The organism is Pseudomonas tolaasii NCPPB 2192, assembly GCF_002813445.1.
GTDB lineage: Bacteria > Pseudomonadota > Gammaproteobacteria > Pseudomonadales > Pseudomonadaceae > Aquipseudomonas > Aquipseudomonas tolaasii.
This window is the reverse complement of record NZ_PHHD01000001.1, coordinates 1,798,635-1,816,764: the sequence shown is the minus strand read 5'-3', so window position 1 is coordinate 1,816,764 and position 18,130 is coordinate 1,798,635. Positions and strand designations below refer to the sequence as shown.

The 18,130-nt window shown below is 55.8% G+C and carries 22 protein-coding genes and 2 pseudogenes; 18 read left to right on the top strand and 6 right to left on the bottom strand.

From position 1 onward, the window contains the following. Window positions 1–37 precede the first annotated feature (37 nt). Both ATI14_RS08360 and ATI14_RS31915 read right to left on the bottom strand, forming a co-directional pair. Entirely contained in the window at window positions 38–592 is a 555-nt protein-coding gene (locus ATI14_RS08360) for a KilA-N domain-containing protein (RefSeq protein WP_080520391.1), read from the bottom strand. After that, entirely contained in the window at window positions 592–894 is a 303-nt protein-coding gene (locus ATI14_RS31915) for a Cro/CI family transcriptional regulator (protein ID WP_080520392.1), read from the bottom strand. Before ATI14_RS31915 ends, ATI14_RS08360 begins: the two co-directional genes overlap by 1 nt. A 104-nt stretch (window positions 895–998) precedes the next feature. On the opposite strand from ATI14_RS31915, the gene ATI14_RS08350 reads away from it, so the two are divergent. From ATI14_RS08350 to ATI14_RS08295, 13 genes and pseudogenes are all read left to right on the top strand, one after another. Continuing rightward, on the top strand, window positions 999–1,769 hold the full coding sequence (locus ATI14_RS08350) for a LexA family transcriptional regulator (RefSeq protein WP_080520393.1): 771 nt from the start codon (window positions 999–1,001) through the stop codon (window positions 1,767–1,769). Between the two features lie 133 nt (window positions 1,770–1,902). After that, on the top strand, window positions 1,903–2,286 hold the full coding sequence (locus ATI14_RS08345; RefSeq protein ID WP_080520394.1) for a response regulator transcription factor: 384 nt from the start codon (window positions 1,903–1,905) through the stop codon (window positions 2,284–2,286). A gap of 63 nt (window positions 2,287–2,349) precedes the next feature. Continuing rightward, on the top strand, window positions 2,350–2,769 hold the full coding sequence (locus tag ATI14_RS31910) for a CopG family ribbon-helix-helix protein (protein WP_256346501.1): 420 nt from the start codon (window positions 2,350–2,352) through the stop codon (window positions 2,767–2,769). Then, window positions 2,757–3,032 (top strand): hypothetical protein, encoded by a 276-nt coding sequence (locus ATI14_RS08335; RefSeq protein ID WP_080520395.1) that lies wholly within the window; start codon window positions 2,757–2,759, stop codon window positions 3,030–3,032. The genes ATI14_RS31910 and ATI14_RS08335 overlap by 13 nt, the downstream gene beginning before the upstream one ends. Beyond that, window positions 3,029–3,196, top strand: a complete 168-nt coding sequence (locus ATI14_RS31375) for a hypothetical protein (RefSeq protein WP_165448265.1) — start codon at window positions 3,029–3,031, stop codon at window positions 3,194–3,196. Before ATI14_RS08335 ends, ATI14_RS31375 begins: the two co-directional genes overlap by 4 nt. After that, window positions 3,189–3,656 carry a hypothetical protein gene (locus ATI14_RS08330; protein ID WP_080520396.1) on the top strand — a complete coding sequence of 156 codons (468 nt, stop codon included), beginning with the start codon at window positions 3,189–3,191 and terminating at the stop codon, window positions 3,654–3,656. Before ATI14_RS31375 ends, ATI14_RS08330 begins: the two co-directional genes overlap by 8 nt. Further along, the gene (locus ATI14_RS08325) at window positions 3,653–3,859 is read left to right on the top strand and encodes a DUF4224 domain-containing protein (protein ID WP_025858917.1); all 207 of its coding nucleotides are present in this window, start codon (window positions 3,653–3,655) and stop codon (window positions 3,857–3,859) included. Before ATI14_RS08330 ends, ATI14_RS08325 begins: the two co-directional genes overlap by 4 nt. Continuing rightward, complete coding sequence (locus ATI14_RS08320; RefSeq protein WP_080520397.1) at window positions 3,856–5,004, top strand: site-specific integrase; 1,149 nt, start codon at window positions 3,856–3,858, stop codon at window positions 5,002–5,004. The genes ATI14_RS08325 and ATI14_RS08320 overlap by 4 nt, the downstream gene beginning before the upstream one ends. Window positions 5,005–5,397: 393 nt before the next feature. After that, window positions 5,398–6,048: pseudogene (locus ATI14_RS08315) on the top strand (integrase domain-containing protein); the annotation flags it as partial. Beyond that, window positions 6,045–6,311 (top strand): annotated as a pseudogene (locus tag ATI14_RS31615) (hypothetical protein); the annotation flags it as partial. The pseudogenes ATI14_RS08315 and ATI14_RS31615, both read left to right, overlap by 4 nt. A 603-nt stretch (window positions 6,312–6,914) precedes the next feature. Further along, window positions 6,915–7,886 carry a reverse transcriptase domain-containing protein gene (locus ATI14_RS08305; RefSeq protein WP_016972227.1) on the top strand — a complete coding sequence of 324 codons (972 nt, stop codon included), beginning with the start codon at window positions 6,915–6,917 and terminating at the stop codon, window positions 7,884–7,886. Window positions 7,887–7,888: 2 nt separating this feature from the next. Beyond that, complete coding sequence (locus ATI14_RS08300) at window positions 7,889–9,241, top strand: AAA family ATPase (RefSeq protein WP_016972226.1); 1,353 nt, start codon at window positions 7,889–7,891, stop codon at window positions 9,239–9,241. A 682-nt stretch (window positions 9,242–9,923) separates the two neighbouring features. Then, the gene (locus tag ATI14_RS08295) at window positions 9,924–10,208 is read left to right on the top strand and encodes a DUF3077 domain-containing protein (protein WP_016972225.1); all 285 of its coding nucleotides are present in this window, start codon (window positions 9,924–9,926) and stop codon (window positions 10,206–10,208) included. 127 nt (window positions 10,209–10,335) lie between these two features. On the opposite strand, the gene ATI14_RS08290 is transcribed toward ATI14_RS08295, so the two are convergent. Then, window positions 10,336–10,821, bottom strand: coding sequence for a hypothetical protein (locus tag ATI14_RS08290; RefSeq protein WP_016972224.1), 486 nt, complete (start codon window positions 10,819–10,821; stop codon window positions 10,336–10,338). Window positions 10,822–10,943: 122 nt separating this feature from the next. On the opposite strand from ATI14_RS08290, the gene ATI14_RS08285 reads away from it, so the two are divergent. The 4 genes from ATI14_RS08285 (at window position 10,944) to ATI14_RS08270 (ending at window position 15,264) form a co-directional block, all read left to right on the top strand. Beyond that, window positions 10,944–11,822 carry an AraC family transcriptional regulator gene (locus tag ATI14_RS08285; RefSeq protein ID WP_020372597.1) on the top strand — a complete coding sequence of 293 codons (879 nt, stop codon included), beginning with the start codon at window positions 10,944–10,946 and terminating at the stop codon, window positions 11,820–11,822. A 103-nt stretch (window positions 11,823–11,925) separates the two neighbouring features. Continuing rightward, window positions 11,926–13,266: a CHASE2 domain-containing protein gene (locus tag ATI14_RS08280; RefSeq protein WP_016972222.1), complete on the top strand. Its 1,341-nt coding sequence runs from the start codon at window positions 11,926–11,928 to the stop codon at window positions 13,264–13,266. Between the two features lie 38 nt (window positions 13,267–13,304). After that, window positions 13,305–13,670, top strand: a complete 366-nt coding sequence (locus ATI14_RS08275) for a hypothetical protein (protein ID WP_016972221.1) — start codon at window positions 13,305–13,307, stop codon at window positions 13,668–13,670. A 16-nt stretch (window positions 13,671–13,686) separates the two neighbouring features. Further along, complete coding sequence (locus ATI14_RS08270) at window positions 13,687–15,264, top strand: M48 family metallopeptidase (RefSeq protein WP_031320045.1); 1,578 nt, start codon at window positions 13,687–13,689, stop codon at window positions 15,262–15,264. Between the two features lie 3 nt (window positions 15,265–15,267). Here ATI14_RS08270 and ATI14_RS08265 read toward each other — a convergent pair whose 3' ends face one another. Further along, window positions 15,268–15,969, bottom strand: coding sequence for an SDR family NAD(P)-dependent oxidoreductase (locus ATI14_RS08265; RefSeq protein WP_016972219.1), 702 nt, complete (start codon window positions 15,967–15,969; stop codon window positions 15,268–15,270). After that, window positions 15,966–16,187, bottom strand: a complete 222-nt coding sequence (locus ATI14_RS08260; protein ID WP_016972218.1) for a tautomerase family protein — start codon at window positions 16,185–16,187, stop codon at window positions 15,966–15,968. Before ATI14_RS08260 ends, ATI14_RS08265 begins: the two co-directional genes overlap by 4 nt. Before the next feature lie 233 nt (window positions 16,188–16,420). Between ATI14_RS08260 and ATI14_RS08255 the strand changes: the two genes are divergently transcribed. Continuing rightward, window positions 16,421–16,624 (top strand): hypothetical protein, encoded by a 204-nt coding sequence (locus tag ATI14_RS08255; RefSeq protein ID WP_016972217.1) that lies wholly within the window; start codon window positions 16,421–16,423, stop codon window positions 16,622–16,624. Between the two features lie 60 nt (window positions 16,625–16,684). On the opposite strand, the gene ATI14_RS08250 is transcribed toward ATI14_RS08255, so the two are convergent. Then, window positions 16,685–17,971: an OprD family porin gene (locus tag ATI14_RS08250; protein WP_016972216.1), complete on the bottom strand. Its 1,287-nt coding sequence runs from the start codon at window positions 17,969–17,971 to the stop codon at window positions 16,685–16,687. Window positions 17,972–18,130 lie beyond the last annotated feature (159 nt).

Here is an 18,130-nt window from a genome sequence, read left to right as displayed (position 1 = left end):
ATTTAGCCGGACAACAAAAACTGGGATGGGCAGACCTTCATGGCAAGGCCTGCAAGCGTGGTTGGTCTGGACGATTCAGTTCGAGCGCCATCTGGATCGAATTGATCTTTCGTCCGATCTCAAGGCTGAGGTTGGGCTCGTCACGCTGCCACTCCCACAGGCCGCGACCGCAAGCACTAGCAAGCGCCTTGCGATCATTGAAGTTTTTGCAGGTGCGATTTAGGTCTTCAAGGGCAGATGGCACGCGGTGCAAAATTTCCTCGATGCGCGTGTCACACCACACCGAAAACTTAGCGCTGAGCCAGCGGGCAAAGTGAATGGCGAGTTTCGGATGCAGCCATGTACCGCCACCCCGATCAGCCCGAGCCTTACTGGTTTTTACATACCCGGAATTCCGGGTATCTAGAATTTTCGACTCGGCGCCGGTCAGATGCTCATCAAGCGCCTGGATGTACTCAAGGGTGTCTGCGTTATCCAGCCAGTGGTCGATACGCTTGCCGAAACGGTCAGCCAGCTTCGTGGCATGAAGCCAACCATCTGCGCTGAAGCGGACCGGCTTGCCCTGATATTCGAAAGGGATGACGTTGTTCATCACGCCACCTCCGCAGTACTGGACAAAACACCAGCACCGTCAGTGGACTGACCATGGATCGGGTTTGGGCGTACATTTGCGTTCAAGGTCGGGCCACAGCCTGACCTGCATTTGCGTTCAATGCGAGCGGGGAAGGCGCGGCGCTCTTCGGCAGAGAACGTGCCATCCAACTCTTGGGTGACGACAATATTTCGGCCGATGCGAATTGCTTTACTGAGCGCGCCCTGAGTAACACCTAACAGCAGCGCGGCTTCAGGTTGCCCTCGCTCTTTTGCAAAATCTTTCAAATGAAGGTTGCTCACGGTTCTTCTCCGAGGAGTCTTGCTCGGATAATACCTATGGCATTATTCAAAGTAAATACTTTTGGCATTTGTCAAGATATTACCAAAAGGAATATTCTCAGCGAATGAGCAAACGACACCTACCCGATGACAGACAAGCTGAGTGCCTTCGATTGAAGAGAATCTTCAACGCGAAGAAGCGTGACCTCGGCCTGACCCAAGAGAAGCTCGCTGAATATCTGGGGATAAATCAGAGTTCGGTTAGCCACTACCTGAATGCTGTAAATCCTCTTAACGCAACCGTTGCAGTTGCATTCGCTAGAATATTGGAGGTCCAGGTCTCAGACTTCAGCCCCCGTCTGGCAACCGAAATTGAGCTTCTGACATCGCCCTCTGTTGAAGCAAATCGAGAATTTATCTCCAACCGAGTAGGGGCCCACAAAGCCAAGGGGGTCGTCCCGCACGAGGAGTACGTACTGATCCCCCAATACATGCCTGAGGACCGCTTCGTCAAAGGAGTTAACGACGAGCACGTGGGCCTGACTGAAGGCCTAGTTTTCAGGCGCGGGTGGCTGCGAAGGATGGGGGCATGGCCTGACAACTTGTTCGTTGTTTATGCAGATGGAAATGATATGGCGCCGCACATATGCGCCATGGACGTGATTCTGTTCGACACCTCAAAAAGGAATCCAGAGGATAGGCAGATATACGTAGTGAAGCGAAGAGATGGCGGGATTACCGTGAAACGCATGATTCAGCAGCTGTCCGGATCGTGGATTATCCGAAGCGAGAACGCCGATAAAAATCTTTTCCCAGACGAAATAGTGCCAGAATCGGAAGCTTCTTCGTTACCAATCATTGGAAAGGTAATCTGGAGAGGTGGTAACGCAAGCTAATTTCTCAATACCAAAAATCCGCCCGTGAGGCGGTTTTTTTTCGCCGACAGAAAATAATAGTGCCAAAGGTATTTACTTATAATATTGCCATAGGTAATGTTTAGCCATCGCAACCCGCCATGGAATCACCCACATGAACGCAGCAACCTCAATAACCAACGGCAACTGGACAGGCCATCTTGGCATGGGCCTGGCCCTGCGTGAGTTGCAGTGCGTGCTGGGGATTGCCATGGGTCAGACCAGCAAAGAGCTGGCACGGGACCTGGGCGTTCAACCTGAAAGCATCAAGAAGCGCGTTCTCGCGGCCAGCACAAAGCTGGGCGTCACCCGCCGTGCACAGCTGGTGGCTGAAGCGATGCGCTTAGGCGTAATCAGCCCGATGGTGATCCTGCTCTGCATGATCCTGACAGCCCAACAAGCCAGCACCGAACAGTTCGGTCGCATCCGCCGCCCAGGCGAGCGCCGCATCGAAACTCGCGTGGCGGTCCGCCGCATCGAGGCCGCTCAAACCGCTTAACCCAACCTGAATTTTGCGAAAGCCAACAACGCGGCGGGCCTTTGCTCGCCCTGGAGAAAGTGAATGAGCGCCACAGATTACGATTCACGCACCGCCGACAAGTTTGTGGTGCGCCTTCCCGACAACCTGCGCGCCGAGATCGAAGCCGCAGCGAACGCGGGTGACCGCAGCATGAACAGCGTGTTTGTCCAGGCGGTGCGCCAGTACCTGGATGGGCAGAACCGCCAGCAGATCCTACTGGATGCGTTGGCCAACACCGTCACCACCCCGGTTAAATCCCGCTCCATGCACATCGACGACCGCGTGAAGATGGTGGGTAGCGAGCCGGCATTCCTGACCGTGGTCTTCGAGTTGCCCAGCCTGAACGACGCCCATCCCCTGATTGCCCAACTCCCTTACGGCCGGAAAGCGCTGGGCACGGAAGCGGCGGTGTTCGGGTTGACCACCGGCAACCTAATGGAGGATGCGCCATGCGCCGACTGATCCTCACCGCCCTGTTACTGATCGCTGGCCAAGCAACCGCCGGCGAGCAGTTTGTCGACGTTCAACACGACACCGCCCGCGGCGTCACCTGCTGGATCTTGAACAACACCGGGATCAGCTGCTTGCCGGATAGCTCGTTCCAGCACCAGCAGCAGGCCACCCCATCAAGCGAGGCGGGACGAGCCTCCCCGGCCAGTTCATCGGCCGAAATCTCCCCATTGCAGGCCGCCCCCGCACCAGGTGACGAGAGGTTCCAGCTATGAGCCGCCGCAACGGGCCGGTGGGCCAGCGCCTGATCGAGCTGTTCAATGCCCTGCAGCGCCGGGAAACCACGTTCGGGCAGATCTACGCAATGTCGGCATCGTGCGGTATCGACGCGCGCCGAGTTCTGGCTGACCACTTTCAGCGAGGAGCAGGCCATGAGTGAAGATATGAGCAGGGCCGTCATAGCAATGCCCTTTGAACTGGCAATGGGCAGCGAGATATCCCGCCGACAGTTCTACGCCAGAGCCCAAACGCTACTCGCTGATCTCGACGAGGCGCGGAATGGCTTGAAGCATTCGTGTGCTATCCGCCTGAAGAAGCGAATCGAAAAACTCGAAACTGAGCGCGCTCAGCTCAACGCTTTCGCTGTTGAGATGATCAACGCCAGCTTCGAGGGTGGCAGTTTTGACGGTGGCGACATCCAGGACATCGCAGTGAAGCACCGCTTGTTGCAGATCGAGCAGCGCGAGGACGAGTGCGGCGAGGCCTGCGCCTGCCGTGAGTATGGATTTCCGGCTGAGTGCTATCGCAAGATGCCGATCCTTGGCACCGTGACTGATGAGGTCTCGACACAATCCACGGATACAGAAAACGTGTCGCGACACCAGGGTGGGCAGACATGAGCGCAGCTAGAGTAATAGAGTTCGAGGAGTTGCAGCGGATCACCGGCTATACGCGGCGTGCTGACGTAGAGAAGGCGTTGCGCGGGGAAGGAATACGGATATTCCTCGGGAGAAAGGGGCCTTGGACAACCGTCGACCTGGTCAACCAGGCGGGCGGCCTCAAGCCAATCGATCAAGAAAAGTATGACGCGGACATTGTATGAAGCGAGGAAGGAAGCGCCAGCACAACCCGAACATCCCTGGCCATATTGACCAGGCTGCCCTGCCACGCTCGGTGTATTTTGACCACCGCGGGGCGGGGTGCTGGTACATCCTGTATTTCAACGAAGCCGGCCGGCGCCAGCGGCAGAACCTGTGCGCGGGCAATGTGACGCTTTCGGAGCTTCACCGACTGATCGAGGAGCGCAACGGCGTAGACCGAGACAGCTTGCAGTACCTCTGTGATGAATTCCACAAGAGCGACCAGTACAAGGTCCTCAGCGAGAAAACCCACGACGACTATGTCTATTCCCGCGACGTCCTTTTGGCGTTCCCCACAAAGCTCGGAAAGCCGCTGGGCGAGTTGGCAGTGCTGAAATTCACCCCAGCGCTAATCCAGCGGATCATCGACAAGATAGCCCAGGATGGTAAACCCTCGAAAGCAGCGCATGCCCTTCGCTATCTGCGCCGCGTGATGCAGTGGGGCCGAAACCGTGGATTCGTGAAGGACAACCCGGCCAAAGGCATCGAGTCTCCGAAAGAGCGTAAGCAGCGTCGGCTACCCGACGACACGGTCATGGTTAACCTGATCAGGTTCGCGCAGCAGCAAGGCCAGCTCAAGAGCGGACAGCCCGGGGCGTGCTCACCTTACCTATGGTATGTGATGGAGATCGGGTACCTCTGCCGCCTGCGCGGTATCGAGACGATCACCCTCACCGACGAGAACGAGCTCGCCGAGGGCGTGCTGACCAACCGCCGCAAGGGAAGTCGGGACAATATCGTTCGGTGGACACCTCGGCTGCGTGCCGCCTGGGATGCCGCCAAAGCCGTCAGGTCTGAGACCTGGGAGCGAAAGCGTGTGCCGGTACCGATCCGCGCGGACCAGCGCTTCTTGATCATCGCCGCCACCGGCAGACAGTTGTCGAAGTCTGGTCTTGATACAGCCTTCCAGCGGCTCATAGTGCAGGCGATCGATAAAGGCGTCCTCACTGAGGAGCAACGCTTCGGCATGCACGACTTCAAGCGAAAGGGCATCACCGACACGGTGGGCACCCGGGCAGACAAGCAACAGGCGTCCGGTCATAAGGACGAATCAATGATGGATGTTTATGACTTGAGCGTGCCGACCGTGAACCCTTCGGCTGATTGAGCAACTGATTAAACCGAAAGCTGCTCACAACTTTATCCACAGTCAAGTGGTAGAGAATGCTGGACAGAACCCCAGTCTTTTTCGCGTACAACAACCACGTCCTTACCTGCAAAATAAGGTCGAAACGCATATAGCTAGCGTACAAAAGAATCGCTGCACGCTATACCGATCCTGACTAAGGTGTCTGACTTGTAATCAGTAGGTCCCGGGTTCGACTCCTGGTGCCGGCACCATACGCAACATCAAAGAAGGCTCACCGCAAGGTGGGCCTTTTTTGTTTCCCCATTCCCATCATTTCGCTCACACCAGCATCCAAGTGCTGCGTGCCGCTCAAACTCCAGCCCTTAGCCGTTCATAGGCGCTCACGAACCGCTAATGGGTGATTTCAAATGGTATGTAAAAGTACCGAGTCCGAGCAAGGCGCTAGGAATGCAGCGCACCAGTGTTCGTCGTTCGGTGCCGCAAGACCAAGACCGCGAACATGTGAAGAGGGTCGTAGAGGTGCTTTGCGCACACCAGCAGCCGCGTGCCGCGGCCATCGCTCAATTAGCGCGAGCCACCGGCATGCGCTTACGTGAGGCCATTTTGGCCGACCTTCCGCGCTTAAAACGTGAGGCCGAACAATACGGCAGGATCAACATCCAGGATGGCACCAAGGGGGGCCGCTCAGGTGCCTCGGCACCTCGCTGGATCAGGGCGGATGATCATATTCGCGAGGCGCTGAGATCCGCCGAACAGGTCTCACCCGACGGTAGCCGCAACCTACTTGCACCGAACGAAACCTACCTCGATTTCCAACGGGGAATCGTCCGTCCTGCACGGGACATCCTCCATCAGTACAACCTCAAAGGCTTCCACGAATTGCGGGCAACCTATGCGTGCGAACGCTATGAGCAAATTACCCACCATCCCGCCCCCATCAATGGTGGCCATTGCTACCAACTCGACCGACGCCTCGATCAGGAGGCCCGAGTGCAAATCAGCTATGAACTCGGACACGGCCGTATCGATGTGGTGTCGGCTTACATTGGGGGTCGAGCTTGAACAAGCCATTCGATATGGAGATTTTTCTGGCGGGCGTTCTTACCGGGTCGCATGCCACTCGCGAACGTCACCTACGCCAAGCAAAGGCCATTCAAGCGGCGATCTCTGATCGCTGGCACCGAGAGAACCCATGGGCCTGGCAGAGAAAGCATCTCGCTTGGTTTCTAAAAAACCACCTCAATCAACACGCCGAATCAACGCGCTATTACTATCTACTGACCATGCAGTTGATCACTGCTCGTCTAGGGAAGCCTTGGCAATTCACAGTGATAGGTGCAGTTCCACCATCCATAAAGGACGTAAAGACCGACCATCGCAAAAAAATAGGAGTCGGCAGAAACGACCCAATAGCGGCCATTCGTCTCGGCAGGCGACGTACATCAGCACTGGGTCAGTTTTAGACTCACAGAATATGACTGTACATATCTCAGAGCTAGAACTCAGGGATGACCTGCCTACCCTTGTTTTTTTTGGGAATGCGGCTTAGGATCTCTTCATGTCAGTGACTAGGAGCATCTCCAGTCTCAAGCTGACCTCTAAAGGCCTGTATCCGAGTTACTTTTGTGTGACTTCCCCAATCTGCTGATTGAGGGAAGCCGCACGAACAGTAAAATTTGCGTTACCCGTAACCCCCTTCCTCCGGCACCTAAAGATCACTTTCAATTGTTCAATTAGCTGTGCACTTATGGTGCATTCTGGCTTAATACCTGCTTATGCGCCTTTTTTTTGTTACAGTGACCCCAGCCTGAATCCATAGTCTGCTGTACATATATAGACTGAGGCAAACACCACAACAGTATTAGTTTTGCTGTCACGAATAAAAAATTCGCATAACACATAGTGAGTCGAAGGTTTGAGGGGCTGTTATGGCAAAGAAAGAATTAAGCTCGATATTTGACGCCATGTATCATGGAAAACATGATTTCCAGGATTTTTTGGCGGGAGATATAACAACACGCTATAAAGTAACCACCCTCAAAGGCATGGAACTATACAAGACAGACGAAAAACTGAAGGCCTACCATAAATTTCTAAATTTATTTGTCTTTGAATTTTTAAAAGCAAATGAAAATGTTGTTTATTCCTACAGAAAAGGAGTGAACGTCGCAAGTGCAGTACAAAAACATGCCGGCAGCCGTCATTTTTTTCAAACAGACCTTAAAAGCTTTTTTAACAGTATTGATAGCGCCTTAGTAAGAGAAACAGTAAAAAGCAATTTCGACTCTATACCTGTCTCCGACATAGACAGATATTTAGATAGAATTATAGAAATGTCAACCGTAAATGACATGCTACCCATTGGGTTTTCAACATCCCCTATCATTAGCAATGCGTGTCTTCAAAAATTTGACAGCAAACTTGAAGATTACTGCATCGCTCAAAATCTAATTTACACTAGATATTCTGACGACATTATCTTGTCTAGCAGTGGGGACACCCGACTATATGGGATCGATACTACAGTTGGAGAAATGCTGAAAGAGTGTTTCGGCGAGAAGCTAAACCTAAACTTCAGCAAAACTAAATTTTCGTCTGTAGGAAATAAAATAAAAATTTTGGGGATGGTTATTTTGCCCAATGGGACCGTCACCATTGATTCAAAACTAAAAAATACAATTGAGGTTCTACTTCATTTCTACGCGAGCGATAAAACCAAATTCAATGATAGACTAGAATCAGAAAGTTCAAAACTAAAAGGAGACAACAGTGTTGGCCTTTTACAGATATCGGGTTATTTAAACTACGTAAACACTACCGACCCACACTACTTAAATAAACTACGGAAAAAATATGGGACTTCCGTTGTTGACGCGTTTATTCGCGGCACGGTGAAGTAGCCATGAAATTGAGAATCCAGATCTCCAACATTCAACACATTCGAAACATGCTTGTAGATTTAGACCTGAGTTCGTGCAAGTTAACCTGTATCGTAGGAAGAAACGGCGCAGGTAAAACCACGTTAGTCAAGGCTATTCAAAACCTCCAGTTTGCTGACACATTTGCACGGACATCCCCGGCTAGTATCTTCAATACAGACAGCGCCGTAACTTATACTGCAGAAGGTGATAAATATAGCTTTTATTATGATCCGGAGATCAGGACACTCAACTCAAAAGATATAATACCAGACGAAATTAAGGCAAGCATTGATGCCGAATTGCCTATGCCTTATGGCCAGAGGTTTAACTTTTTTCAAAATATCATCTCAGCTGACCTAGATATTCGACGATCTATCGTATTGGATAATCATGAGCGTCCGTTAGAGCTTATAAAAATGCTGAATGAGATTTACTCTACTTCAAGATTTGATACCTTAGTAGAGATAAAAATCAAAAAAACAAACTATTATTGCGTTTTGTTAGACGATAGCAAATATATCCGAGAAGACTACTTGAGCTCTGGAGAGTTTTTTCTCATCAGCCTTTATCGAAAAATAAAGGCCGGGGCAAAACTCATTGCTATTGACGAAATAGATATTTCACTGGATGCTGCCGCACAAACAAAACTAGCTGAAAAGCTACGAGAGTTCTGTGAAAAGTATAAGGTTAATATTTTTTTCACCACGCACTCCCTCCCGCTAATGAAGACACTGCTGTACGGCGAGCTATTTCATTTGGAGGAGGTAGACGGAATTGTAAGCCCACTTCCAGTCTCTTACAACTTCATCAAAAGTTTATTATTTGGATTCGAGGGATGGGACAAATACATCTTAACTGAAGACAAAGTACTGCAGCGCTTTTTAGAATTCATTATTAATAAATTTTGCGCAGAAACTTTTTATCGATTCAAAATTATTTACATTGGCGGAGCGCCTAATGTAGTTAATTTAATGCAAAGAAATGCTGACGAAAAATTTCTGTCGACAAAAGATAACGTAATTTCGATACTGGATGGAGACCAAGCAGACCAAAAGCACACTCTTAACTTTAAGAATGTTCATTGCATCCCTCTTAGCAGCGTGGAGAAGAAAATTTACGAGGATTATCTGTCAGGTGCAGAAGAACTAGTACGAGTGTCCGCCGGTCTTACGTTTCATGACGACAAAGACATGTTCAGCAAGTTAACTGGTAGACGGCTAATGTCAGAAGCTCAAATCTTTGAGTACTTGTGCCGTATCTACATTGACGAAATAACGAAATTCTCGGAAATACTAAAATCCTTTTTATACGACCCTGTAGACCCAAAGGTCTGAAACGAACTCTATAACTGATAGGGGACTGCTCGTTCTGGTCCGGAATATCGCCAACAGATAGCCCCATCAAAAAAGGATACATTTAGAGATAGAATAAAAAACACATATAGCAAATATGTTTTTTTACAATGGGTTGTAGCGCTGTTCGACTCCTGGTGGCACCATATCTCAAAGCTTCGCCATTCTGCGCTTTGTGGTGAAATTCAAAACCTTGGCACGCTGTTTTGTGCCGAAATGCCTAAAAAGTGTCCACACTTGAAAATCGTATATCGAAGAAATTAGTGCCCCTCCCTTCCAATTCGCTTGGCTTCCGCGATGAAATAGACGATGTAAAACTGTTCACGTTCGTATTAAAACCCCACATCAAAACTCTCGCCGTCTAATTCATCGAATTTAACATCGCCGATTGCCCTTCCCCTTCCCCCACGCTACCCTCCCACGCATCGCTGCCAATTCAGCGATCGGGCCTGAGAACCCGGCAAGATGCAGGCGCCACAGCGCCCCCAAAACCCGATTTGCAGGCGTTTTTTTTCGCCCACCATTTCGTGCAATGGCGGCTGTGCGTGGGAGACCTTCGGGTCTGCCGGGTTCCTGTATCTCCGGTTTCTCAGCCTGCGCACAGCTGCCACCCTTCGCCTGAGAACGAACGTGGTAGCTCTCACTCGATATGGGAGTTTCACCTATGACCGCCACAAATCCGTCCCCCCTAACCACCCTCGGCGTCACCCCGTTTTCCTTTCACTCCGACCAACCCCTATTCCGCGTAAACAGCGGCGTACCCCTGCACGACGCCTTGCGCCACGTTTCCGACTTGCTCCATGTCGCCAAGCTGCTTGCGGAAGATGCGGCGATGACGAAGGAGACGGACCGGTATGCGTGGGCGTCGCATTATTTGCAGGAGATGAGCAAGGCGGTGATTGATGATGTGGTGAGGGTGTTGGTGTCGCCCTGTCATGCTGGGCAATAAGGAATAGAGGGAGGGGGCCGCTGCGCGGACCAGCGGGAGCAAGCTCCCTCGCCACAGGTGCAGTGCTGGCTCCCCTACAAAAGAACGCCCCGGCCTGGGAAGGCCGGGGCTTTTTTGTGTTCATGTTTCAGGCAAACCGCCCGCCTTTCCTGCGCAGGTAAATCATCTGCGCGGTTAACCCGACGACGAGCGCCACGGCGATGCTGCCCTTTGCGCCGAGCAGGATGGGTGATTGCAGGTCTGTCACGAACGGATGCCCATCCGGCACGCGGCGCAATGTCTCGGACACGGTGGGCACCATCAGAAAGAATGCGGTCAGGCTCAGGAAAATGGTTTCCAGGTAAGCCCGCGCTCGTCCGAGCCAGGCCACGTGCCCCACGCCGTACCCCGCCAATAACAGGGCGAGGGTGATGACGCCAATGGCATTGCTGACCGGTTGCTTCGCCACCAGAAACACGCTGAGCGCGCCGATCAGCATGGAGGCGAGGTAGAACCGGCCCGGTGTTGAGCGCGGGACGATGCGGCCGTGGCGGATGAACATGTAAGCCGCCAGGGGTATCGCGGGCAGGCTGCCGAGGGTGTGGACCCAGCCAAGGGCGGAGATGCCGAACATGTGGGGTGCTCCAGGTGATTGGATGATGCGCATACACGCTCACGTCCCGAGCGGGTTCGTGATGCGTGCTTCAGCGCGTTATGATCCGGGCCCAAGCTTAGTGAACACGCGGGCGGCCCGACATGACGAATCCCCTTGAACATTTGATCATTCATCCGGAAATGAAGCTGGAAGGGCTGGCCAAGGGCGATTTGCTGTCTCAGGTGCTGGCGCAGATTCGCCTGACCGGCGACCGCGTTTACTCAACCACCCTGAACAGCAACCAACCCCTGGACCTCGACCAGCAGAGCGCGCACATCTGCGTGGTCCAGCAGGGCCAGCTGCATCTGGAAGGTGTCGATCAGCCGGCGGTGACGCTGGCGCAGGGCGACATCCTGTTGCTGCCTCACGACCCCACCGGTATCAGCCTCACTGCCGGCGAGGGGCCTGCGGCGGTGGTGATCTGCCGGTTCTGGTTCGACGGCAGCAGTTTTCAGGCGATGCTGTTTGCGCTGCCCCGGTTGATCCATATCCGCAAAGCCGAGGCGGCGGATTGGGCTGAGGGCATCCTGCATTTCATGTTGCTGGAGGCCAACGATTCGCAGCCGGGCGGCGCGCTGATGATCTCGCGGCTGATCGACCTTACGGTGATTCGTATCCTGCGCACCTGGGTGCACTTGAACGCGGCTTCCGGGTGGCTGGGCGGGTTGTCAGACGCGCGGATCGCAAGGGCGTTGAAGGCCATTCACGCAGCGCCGGGGCAGCAGCGCAGCATTGCGGCGCTGGCGGCATTGGCCGGCATGTCGCGCTCCCATTTCTGCGACCGTTTCAGCGCGCTGGTCGGGCGCTCGCCGCTGCGTTACCAGAATGAATGGCGCCTACGGTTGGCGAAAACCATGCTGGCCAGGCAGGACAGCCGCATCGGAGAGGTCGGCTTCGCGATTGGCTATGAGTCCGAGGCGGCCTTCAGTCGAGCGTACAAAGCCTTTTTCGGGCGCTCGCCCCGAGAGGATCACGGCTAACACACAGTCATCGGCATGGCACTTAGCCACTTTTCTGATTGACACCCCCTGCCCGCTCCGTTAAAACCCTGCCTCGCTTGTGCTTATTGTCGAGACATGGACGTTGTCGAAATTCCCTCTTTTCACCCTCCGCCGTTATGGGCTGGCGGTTTTCATTGTGTTGCTGGCGATCCTCGACCCTTTCGGCCTGGCCAGTTCCAGCGATAAGGCGTCGGCGCAGTGGCTCAACCGCATGTTCGCCAGCCATTACGCCAACGACGGTCAGCGGCAGGTCGCCGTGGTGTTGATCGACGACGACTACCTGATGCGCAACGACACGTCGTGGCCGATGCCTTATGGCGAGCAGAGCAAGCTGTTCAAGCGCTTGCTGGCCTACAAACCCAAAGCGGTGTTTGTGGACTTGCTGTACAGCCACGACCACTCCCTGGGCGACCCCGCGCGGGGCAGCCAATTGCTGGCGAATGTGTTTGAGCGTTATCAGCGCCAGGGCATTCCCTTGTGGCTGGCCAACACCGGCCTGGCGCGCGGTGAAGCCGGCCAGGCCAACACGCTGGCGCCGTTTGCCGAAGTCGGCCGCCCGGCGCTGGTAGCCTGGGACGGGGTGGAAGACCAGTACCCGCTCGCGGTGAATACGCCGGTGGGTTTGATGGAAACCCCTGCCCTGGCGATGTACCGCGTGTACTGCGCCACGCAGCCCTGCAAACCGCCACCGGTAGACGCCAAAACCGCCGCCCAGCGACAGCCGATCACCGTGCAATGGGGCCTGAAGCTGGCCCCGGAGCAAGCACAAATCGCCCAGTTGCCGGACGCCGTGCCACCCCGGCATTTTTTGCTGGATGCCGTGATGCAGTTTTTCCAGGCGGTGTTCTGGAAGCTCGATGACTCGGCGTTGTCACCCTACCCCTACACGCTGACGTTGACCCCCACAGACCTTGAGGTCACCGACCCGGCCGCTCAAGCCCTGGTTGCCGAGTTGCTGCGTGACCGCCTGGTGTTGGTCGGCGCGCGTATTGCGTCCACGGGGGACAGCGTGGAGTCGCCCGTCCACGGCCAACTGCCCGGCGTCTACCTGCATGCCATGGCGCTGGACAACCTGATTAACGCGGGCATGGATTACGACCATGAACCCGCCAACTTTCCCCGCATGCCGTTCAATTGGCTGGACCTGCTGGAGCTCGGCTTGCTGGCGTTGATCGCCGTGTTTAAGGCCTTGCACGCGCGGCGCCTGGCGAACCAGCCCGCGTGGAGCCGCTGGCCGCAGTTGGAAGCCAAATTGTTCAGGTCGCCCTACCCGTCGTGGCTGATGGTGATGGTCGTGCTCATCGCCATCAGCGCAGCGTTGAGCCTGGCCCACATCACCCCGGTCAACGTGCTGGGCATTGTGTTGTTGTCGTTGGTGCTGTTCAGCGAACGGATCGAAGCGTTTTTCGACCGGGGCCGCTGAGTGTGCCGCTTAGTCATTTGATTCGAGGAAAACCAAGGATGAACAGAAGTCTGATCGTGTTGCTCGCCGCCCTTTTCACCCCGCTGGCCTGGGCGGAAACCCACAGCATCAAGGCGTTCCTGGCCGACCCGGTCGCCGTGCTGGACGAGCAAGGCAAACAACAGCGCGAGCTGCTGAAAAAGGACGCGCCCCTGCAGCCCGTGCCGGTGTTGCAATACAACAAGGCGCTGGACCTGGTGCAGGTGGAACTGGGTGGCCAGAAAGTCTGGCTGGACACCATGGACCTGCGCATCGAGCCGCCGCTGAATGTGGTGGAGCTGCCGTGCCAGGGCCTGACCAAAAGCCAGGCGAAAGACAGCCGCAATAACTCCACCATCGGTTTTGGTGCGGGCTGCAATCAATAATTAAAGGAGCGTGGCGGTGAAGGGATCTCTATTGGCAACCGGCCTGCTGGCCAGCACGCTGCTCAGTGGCTGCGCGACGTTGAAAGGCGCCGACCAGGCGTTCCTCAACCTGGTGGGGCCTTCGACTCAATCGCGGGTCCAGGGCCACTACGTGGACAACACCGACGTGCGCCAGTATTACAAGCTCGACCCGCAGCGCCAGAGCCGGCAGCGCCTGAGCTACGACGGGCACGCGGTGCCGGCAGCCGAAGCGCGCCAGCAGAACCTGGTGGATATCCCGGTGGTGCAGGTGTACCTGCAGACCATTGTCACGCGCTTGTCCAAAGGCTGGCCGGGCGAGCTGCCGACCTTGCAGGTCAAGATCACCGACAGCTACAGCTTCGGGCCTTCGGCTGACCCGTACGGCAACCTGTTCGTGCCGCTCGGCATGCTGGATAACGTGGGCAGCGAAGACGAAATCGCCGCGATGCTCGGCCATGAAATGAGCCACGTGTTGCTGCATCACCATGACCGCATGGCCGCCTTCCAGCAGCAAAAAGAGATGTTCACCACCGTAGCCTCCACCGTCGCCCTGGCCACCATGGCCGCCGACACCGGTGTGGACCGCAGCTCCGGCACGATGAAGCTGTTCAGCAAAGACCCGGCCGGCACCCAGAAAACCATCGGCAATACCGTGATGTACACCACGTTGGCCAACACGTTTTCCGACCACGTGTGGAGCACAGCCTGGGGCCGTACCCAGGAAGATCAGGCCGACCTGCTGGGCACTGACTTGATGATCCGCGCCGGCTACGCGCCTCGCGCCGCCAGCCATAGCCTGGAACGTCTGAACGACTTCCAGGGCAAGCAAAAGCCTTTGCTCACCGGCTTTCTGACTGCACGCAAAGACGCGATGCAAGACTCGTTGCAGCAGTTCAACCTCAACCGCTTCACCAAGGAGCTGGACGTGTTGGTCAAGGATGGCCTGACCACCAGCCTCACCGCCACCAAAGACTACTTCAACCGCTCGCACATGTCGGCCACCGACCGCGACACCGAGCTGCGCCTATACCTGCAGCGTGAATATCGCCAGGAACGCCGGGCCCGTATCAACACCGCGGGCTGGGAAACCGTGAAGAACACGCCGCAGGTGGCCAAAGCGCTGCAGGGCTATAAGGATGCCTACTTCGCCATCGATGCCCTGGAAAAAAACAAGGTGTCCGACGCGGACGGCTTTATCCGCAAGGCGCTGGCTTCACCGGTCAAGGACCAGCCGGGCATTCGTCGCACCGCGTATACCCTGCGCCTGGCCCAGGGCAACAGCACCCAGGCCCTGAAAGAATTGCAGGCCATCCAGGACTGGAGCCTGGCGGGCCCTTCGACCTACGACCTGATGATCAGCTACCACCTCAAGCGCGGCGACGGGCAATCGGCGCTGGCGATGATCGACAAGGCCGAGCGTAACCTGGGCTCCGAAGAGCTGTTTATCACCGAGAAGTTGCTGGCCAACCAGCAAATGAAAAATGCGCAGCAGGTGCAAACCGTGCTGCGCAAGTGCGAGCAATACCCGGCGCGCAAGGAAAACTGCAAGAAGCTCGCGCCGGTCAAAGCCTGACCTTCAGTGCCCGGCGCTTTGCCCGCCGTCTACGTGGAGAATCTCGCCGGTCACAAACCCGGCGTTCTCCAGGTAGATGATCGCCTGGGCGATATCGCTTACCTCCCCCATGTGCCCGACCGGGTGCAATTGCCCCAGCGCCGCGTGGGTTTCTTCGCCGTGCATGGGCGTCTTGATGATGCCGGGGCTCACGGCGTTCACCCGAATACCGCGCTTGGCGTATTCGATGGCCAGGGATTTGGTCGCCGAGTTGAGCCCGCCTTTGGTGAGGTTGGCGAGCACCGAGGGCACGCCGTCGATGGCGTGGTCAGCAAGGCTGGTGGTGACGTTGACGATGTGGCCTGCCCGGTTCTTTTCCATCTCGGCCAAGGCCAGTTGGGTGATGTAGAAGAAGCCGTTGAGGTTGACCGCCAGCACATTGGCGTAGTCGTCCGGGGTGTAAGCGGTGAAGGGTTTGGCAATGAAGATACCGGCGTTGTTGATCAGGCTGTCGATGCGCCCAAAGGTGGCCAAGGCTTCGCGGACTACACGCTGGGCGGTGGCAGCGTCGGATATGTCGCCGGCCACGGTGTGAATGTTCGGATCGGTGGACGGCTGGATCGAACGCGAGGTGGCGACCACCCGGTAATCCAGCGCGCGATAGGCCTGAACCACGGCGGCACCGATGCCTTGGGACGCGCCGGTGATGATGACGACTTTGCTCATGATGCTTCTCCGGCAGGGGCTTGGGACTTGCGGTATTCGGTGGTGGTGAGGCCGGCGTAGCCCCAGTTATCGGTGTCGACTTCTTCGATCACGATATGGGTCAGGTCCGGGCGTTTGTTGAGTACGCGCTCGAGGGTGTCGGTGAACTCGGCAATGACCCGGGCTTTTTGCTCCGGGGTCACGCCGTCACGGGTGATACGCAGGCTGACAAAGGGCATGGCGATAACTCCAGCGGTCGGCCCTCGGGATGATGGGCCGGCAGTGGGGCCAATTTAGGCGTGCGCCGGGGCGGGATAAATGGGGTTTTGAGTACTTCATTAGTGATGCGGTGTAACAAGTGTTCACGGCACTTCCACAAGATTTCACACCCTGCGGCAGTACTGGCTAAGTAACATCCCCTCGTGTTCCCCACCCCCTTTCAACGCGCATCTTCGTGATGCAAGGAGCTCCTATGTCGTGCGTTCCTCCTTCCTGCGGCGGCGGCAGCCCGCCACCGGCAACCAGCGGTTCCGGCAGCACCAACAATGCCGATTCGGCGATCGCCAAGATGGAAGCCACGTTCAACATGGCGATTGAGAAGTCGGCAAAAATCACCGAAATCAGCACGGCGAAAAAGGCCGAGCTGGACGCCACCAAACAGCGTCCGCAGAACTGAACTGAGAACCCCAGGCATAAAAAACCCCGACCAGGTCGGGGTTTTTTATGACCGGATCAATTAGAAAACGTTGATCGGGTAGTCGGCGAACAGACGGATTTCGTTGCCGCCTACGTTGTAGTTGCTGGCGTTGTTGGAAACGCGCAACCACGACGCACGAGCACGCAGGCTCAGGTCTTTGGCCGGACCGCTCTGGACCACGTACTTGAACTGGTTCCAGATCTCACGCTCGGTGCCATCGCCACGGCCGCTGCCGTCGTCGATGTTGGTACCGCGCACGTAGGCAATGTTGTAGGTCAGGCCCGGTACGCCAAAGGTGGCGAAGTCGATGCCGTAACCCGCTTGCCAGGAGCGCTCGTCCTTGCCGTTGAAGTCGGACCAGTAGGAGTTGGCCAGCAGGATGGTATTGCCGCCGTCACCGATACCGCCAGCGTTGCGATAGCCGCCGTACAGGTAGCCGGTGTCGCCGGTGCTGCGCTGGTGAGCGAGGGTGAAGCTGTGCGCGCCAACAGCCCAGGTCGCGGCCAGGCTCCAGATTTTGTTGTCGCGGGCGTCGGCGTCACCCTGGTTTTCCAGGGCGAAGCTCTTGTCCAGCTTGGTTTTGTAGCCGTTGAAGTCAAAGGTCAACGACTGCTTCTCTGGCAGCGCCAGCACGTAGTTGACGTTGACGTATTGCTTCTTCAGCACGTCCTGCATGTCGGAGGCATACAGCGCGGCCGACAGGCTTTCGGTGAATTTGTAGCTACCGCCAATGTAGTCGATGCTCTTCAGGCGGCCGCTGTCGCTGCCTTCAGCGCTCTTGCGCGCTTCCTTGGTGAAGTGACCGGCGTCCAGTTGCAGGCCGGCGATCTCTTTGGAAACGATCGAGGTGCCCTCGTAGGTTTCCGACAACAGGCGGGAGTTGTCGTACTGCAGCACCGGCACGGCCGGCATCTGCTGACCGTACTTGATCACGGTGTTGGAGATACGCGCCTTGACGGCTGCGCCGCCCTTGGCCAGGTCGCTGGCGGCTTCACCGCTGTCGCCTTGTTTGAAGAAGTCGATACCGCCTGCGCCGCTGCGGCCTTTACCACCGTCCAGGCGAATGGCGTACTGGCCGATCACGTCCACACCCACACCGACGGTGCCTTGGGTGAAGCCGGACTCGAACTTGCCGATGAAGCCCTGGCCCCATTCGGCTTTATCTTGCTTGCCGTTTTTGTAATCGCGGCTGATGTAAGCGTTACGTGCGGCGATGTTCAGGTGGCTGTCGTCAACGAAACCCTTGGATTGCTCCTGGTCGTTGGCCATGACTGTCGATGCGCTCAAAATCCCCAGAGCGATCAGACTCATCCGTTGTTTCAACATTTTTTTATATTCCTTATTACTGGTTGAGTACGCGCTGTGACACCAAGCTCCGTGTCGCTTTTTTGGTGTCGACTTTTTCCGGAAAAAAGAAGGCCCGCGGACGACTGAACTGCCGCGGGCCTTTTTTTATTGGATGAGTCATGGCGGTTAGCCACAGGC

Coding starts and splice junctions, on each gene's coding strand:
- ATI14_RS08325 (WP_025858917.1), top strand. CDS start 3,653: ATGAGCGCAGCTAGAGTAATAGAGTTCGAGGAGTTGCAGCGGATCACC.
- ATI14_RS08335 (WP_080520395.1), top strand. CDS start 2,757: ATGCGCCGACTGATCCTCACCGCCCTGTTACTGATCGCTGGCCAAGCA.
- ATI14_RS08260 (WP_016972218.1), bottom strand. CDS start 16,187: ATGCCCTTTGTCAGCCTGCGTATCACCCGTGACGGCGTGACCCCGGAG.
- ATI14_RS08255 (WP_016972217.1), top strand. CDS start 16,421: ATGTCGTGCGTTCCTCCTTCCTGCGGCGGCGGCAGCCCGCCACCGGCA.
- ATI14_RS31910 (WP_256346501.1), top strand. CDS start 2,350: ATGAGCGCCACAGATTACGATTCACGCACCGCCGACAAGTTTGTGGTG.
- ATI14_RS08300 (WP_016972226.1), top strand. CDS start 7,889: ATGAAATTGAGAATCCAGATCTCCAACATTCAACACATTCGAAACATG.
- ATI14_RS08330 (WP_080520396.1), top strand. CDS start 3,189: ATGAGTGAAGATATGAGCAGGGCCGTCATAGCAATGCCCTTTGAACTG.
- ATI14_RS08265 (WP_016972219.1), bottom strand. CDS start 15,969: ATGAGCAAAGTCGTCATCATCACCGGCGCGTCCCAAGGCATCGGTGCC.
- ATI14_RS08275 (WP_016972221.1), top strand. CDS start 13,305: ATGAACAGAAGTCTGATCGTGTTGCTCGCCGCCCTTTTCACCCCGCTG.
- ATI14_RS08360 (WP_080520391.1), bottom strand. CDS start 592: ATGAACAACGTCATCCCTTTCGAATATCAGGGCAAGCCGGTCCGCTTC.
- ATI14_RS08250 (WP_016972216.1), bottom strand. CDS start 17,971: ATGTTGAAACAACGGATGAGTCTGATCGCTCTGGGGATTTTGAGCGCA.
- ATI14_RS08345 (WP_080520394.1), top strand. CDS start 1,903: ATGAACGCAGCAACCTCAATAACCAACGGCAACTGGACAGGCCATCTT.
- ATI14_RS08285 (WP_020372597.1), top strand. CDS start 10,944: ATGACGAATCCCCTTGAACATTTGATCATTCATCCGGAAATGAAGCTG.
- ATI14_RS08305 (WP_016972227.1), top strand. CDS start 6,915: ATGGCAAAGAAAGAATTAAGCTCGATATTTGACGCCATGTATCATGGA.
- ATI14_RS08295 (WP_016972225.1), top strand. CDS start 9,924: ATGACCGCCACAAATCCGTCCCCCCTAACCACCCTCGGCGTCACCCCG.
- ATI14_RS08320 (WP_080520397.1), top strand. CDS start 3,856: ATGAAGCGAGGAAGGAAGCGCCAGCACAACCCGAACATCCCTGGCCAT.
- ATI14_RS08290 (WP_016972224.1), bottom strand. CDS start 10,821: ATGTTCGGCATCTCCGCCCTTGGCTGGGTCCACACCCTCGGCAGCCTG.
- ATI14_RS31375 (WP_165448265.1), top strand. CDS start 3,029: ATGAGCCGCCGCAACGGGCCGGTGGGCCAGCGCCTGATCGAGCTGTTC.
- ATI14_RS08350 (WP_080520393.1), top strand. CDS start 999: ATGAGCAAACGACACCTACCCGATGACAGACAAGCTGAGTGCCTTCGA.